Annotated in this window: 2 protein-coding genes and 1 pseudogene; 1 reads left to right on the top strand and 2 read right to left on the bottom strand. The window is 50.2% G+C overall.

What is annotated here, in order from left to right; translation table 11 throughout:
* The coding region (locus ACEW8P_RS09060; RefSeq protein ID WP_373512763.1) for a sulfatase-like hydrolase/transferase at window positions 1-1772 on the bottom strand (1772 nt) is incomplete at its 3' end.
* 335 nt (window positions 1773-2107) lie between these two features.
* Between ACEW8P_RS09060 and ACEW8P_RS09055 the strand changes: the two genes are divergently transcribed.
* On the top strand, window positions 2108-2773 hold the full coding sequence (locus ACEW8P_RS09055) for a hypothetical protein (RefSeq protein WP_373512762.1): 666 nt from the start codon (window positions 2108-2110) through the stop codon (window positions 2771-2773).
* 23 nt (window positions 2774-2796) lie between these two features.
* Here ACEW8P_RS09055 and ACEW8P_RS09050 read toward each other — a convergent pair.
* A pseudogene (locus ACEW8P_RS09050) lies at window positions 2797-2991 on the bottom strand (hypothetical protein); the annotation flags it as partial.

The raw sequence follows: 2991 nt of genomic DNA, 5'->3' as shown, positions 1-2991 counted from the left end.
TTTACGCCGTAGCGTAAGGCCAAATCCTGCAAAGCCCGCGCGGCGTACAGCACCAGAGGGCTATCGTCGGACTGCAAATGACTAACAATGAGGTTCACGCCCTGAGTGTCGCCTTGTTCGGCGAGCAATTTGGCGGCCTCTATCTGCACCGTCGGCACCTCGTCGCGCAGGAGTTTTTGGAGCTGGGGTTTGAGCGCGTTTTTGGTGTTGTCCATCTGGCGGGCGGCCACTACCGCCCAGTACCGAACCAGGCCGTTTTGGTGGGTCAAATACGGGGTGAGGTCTTTTTCGGTCAAATCGGTTTTCAGCATCAAATCGCAGACCTTCATCAATTCGGGCAACGGGTACTTTGCCCGGTCCTGCGAAAATTCAAAAGGCGTGGTGCCTCGGGAAAGGCGGAACAACTCGGGTTCGGGAGCAAAAGCAGTATCGTGATTTTTAAGGATTTCTTGCCGTAAAGTTTTCCTCATTTTCCGGATCAAACCCGCATTACGCTTTTCGGATGCAAGGTTATGGAGTTGGTGGGGATCTCGCACGACATCGTAGAGTTCCTCCACGGGCCGGGTTGGGGCAAACATAGTCTTTTGGGCCTGAGTGAGGTCGGGAGAATTCCTGGCCTGGGTCAAGGCTCTCATGATTTCCGACTGATCGGTGTACCAGTTGGGCTGAATCAGCGGCAAGTGAGGCAGGTAGTTTCGGATGTACAGGTACTGCTTGGTCCGAATGGAGCGGGCCATTTCGAAGCCTTCATCGACGCGGTCCGAAGCGCCGTAGATATACTCCCTGGACTTTATCTCCCCCGAATCAAAAATGGGCTTTCCGGCGTAGCCAGCGGGTAGTTTGATGCCCGCAATATCCAATACGGTGGGGGCCAGGTCCAGAAAAGTAACGAAATCATTGTTGAGCGTCCCGGGCTTGAAAGGGTACTTTCCGGCGTATTTTTCGGGAATGTGTACCATAAAAGGAATCTTCATACCTGAATCGTACAAACTCCTTTTGTGCCGGGGCATTCCCGTGCCGTGATCGGAGTAAAAAAACACGATGGTATTATCGCTCAGGCCATCCTCTTCCAATTCTTGCAAAAATTGGGAAAACTGGTAATCCACGATGCTCACGTTGGTATAGTAACGCGCCCACAATTTGCGGATTTCGGGCGTATCGGGATAGTAAGGCGGGAGTTGAATAGCTTCCGGGGAAGTTCGGGTGATAAAAGGCAGAAACGCCTTGATTCGCTGCTCGTATTGTGCATCGTCGCCAAAAATCCCGGACTGGTGGGTGAGCATAAGGTTGAAAACGCTGAAAAACGACTTCCCTTCTTCCCTTTGCCGCCAGTGGGCCTGTCGGGAGGAATTGTCCCAAATAGTATTATCGATGAAATTGTAGTCTTCCTTGACATTGTTGCTGGTAAAGTACCCTGCCTCGCGCAGATATTTCGGAAATGGGCGGATTGTCTCCGGGATCGAAGCCTCCGAACGCAGGTGCTGGGTACCCAAAGACGAGCCGTGATAACCCGTGATGATGCAGGAGCGGGAAGGCGAACAGACCGGGGCCGTCGCAAAGGCGTTGGTAAAGCGAACACTTCGCTTGGAGAAGGCATCGAGATGCGGGGTGGTCGCGTTCGGATCGCCATAGACTCCTAACATGGGAGAAATATCTTCGACCGTCACCCAGAGAATGTTAGGTGGTGGCAGTGTCGCTTCAGGCGGAATTCCGGCCAACAAAAGTGGTAACCCAAGTACCCATCTCCATCCCGTGCTTACCCAGTTTTTCATCTGATTTTATCATTGTAGTTGTTTAGAGTTTCCTACACCTCAATTTACTCCCGAACCCAATCTAAACTAGTGGTATTCAGAAAAACAAAAGCTAATTTAACTACCTATTCCCACGAAAGAAAAACCACTCCCCAATGTCTCCGAAAGCCTGGCGTACGATTCTTTACCGTTTTGGAAACAAAACTTGGCCTTCTCATAAAATCGCGTATTTTTGTTCCAAAACCCAATAAATCAAAAACTTATGATGTTGGCAAACTGGCCTTAGCGAAACCCAGGTGTTTTCATACAGGTCATTCAAGATTCCTAAAAACGGCTTTCTAAAACGGTGACAGGCTATGAAAAAAATCACTGGTTTTCTTTTAATCGCGATGTTTCCCGTGATTCTGGCAAGCTGCACGCCGCCCCAAATAAGGGCTTTCCTGGATAAACTTTGCGACGAGTATGTCGAGCAAATATACAAATTCGGTTATCAGGACATTCACGTGCGGACTGCCAAGTCGCCCCTGCATATTGGCGGCGACACCCTGTTCGTGAAGGTCAAGCTGAATCAGTATTTCTATGACTCTGTCGGCAAACAGGGAGTGTTGGTAAGAGACAAACTGACTTTGTTGCTTAGGCTCACGACGGCATCGCCGCAAAACACGACGGGCGAGTCGGTCTTTGCGATAGACACGAGTATCTACAACGTTTTTGAGCAATATTTCAAGACATCAGTGTTAATTGGCGAGCAGAAGGACAAGTATTTATTCAATTGCCTGCCCAGAAAGGGTTTTTGGGAGTTGGATGTTCGGTTTATAGCCAAAAAGAAAGGCGCCTATGAACTTTATCCTGCGCTGATGGAACTGGACATGGGTGCGACATTACCAAAAGGGGTGTGTATGCTGGGAGATCACCTCCTGGGAGCCAGGTTGAAGCTTCAAGCGGAGAATAACCGGATTGCTGAAATTTACCCACTTTACATTAAGGACTACAAAAATCATTTCGGTTTTTACGTCGAGTGATTGAAGGGTAAAGTGAACAAGTACTACCGCACGCCCCCAATCCCAAACTGATCCCCCATTGCCACAGCCTTGCCGTTCTGGAAATGAATCTCCACCATCTTCTCGCTTTGCACGGCGTTGTGGTCGGCGTCTTCCAGCGTGGCCACGGTGCGGCGGGTCTTTACGTCGATGACGTCGCCCGTGGAAGGGTAGGCGTACTTGCCATCGACGCTGAACGT

It is taken from the genome of Persicitalea sp., assembly GCF_041751555.1.
Taxonomy (GTDB): domain Bacteria; phylum Bacteroidota; class Bacteroidia; order Cytophagales; family Spirosomataceae; genus Persicitalea.
The sequence above is the reverse complement of the archived record's forward strand: the minus strand, read 5'-3'. Positions and strand labels throughout refer to the sequence as shown.

What these genes read in the sequence shown, in the direction of transcription:
- ACEW8P_RS09055 (WP_373512762.1), top strand. Translation starts at nt 2,108, where the DNA reads ATGAAAAAAATCACTGGTTTTCTTTTAATCGCGATGTTTCCCGTGATT.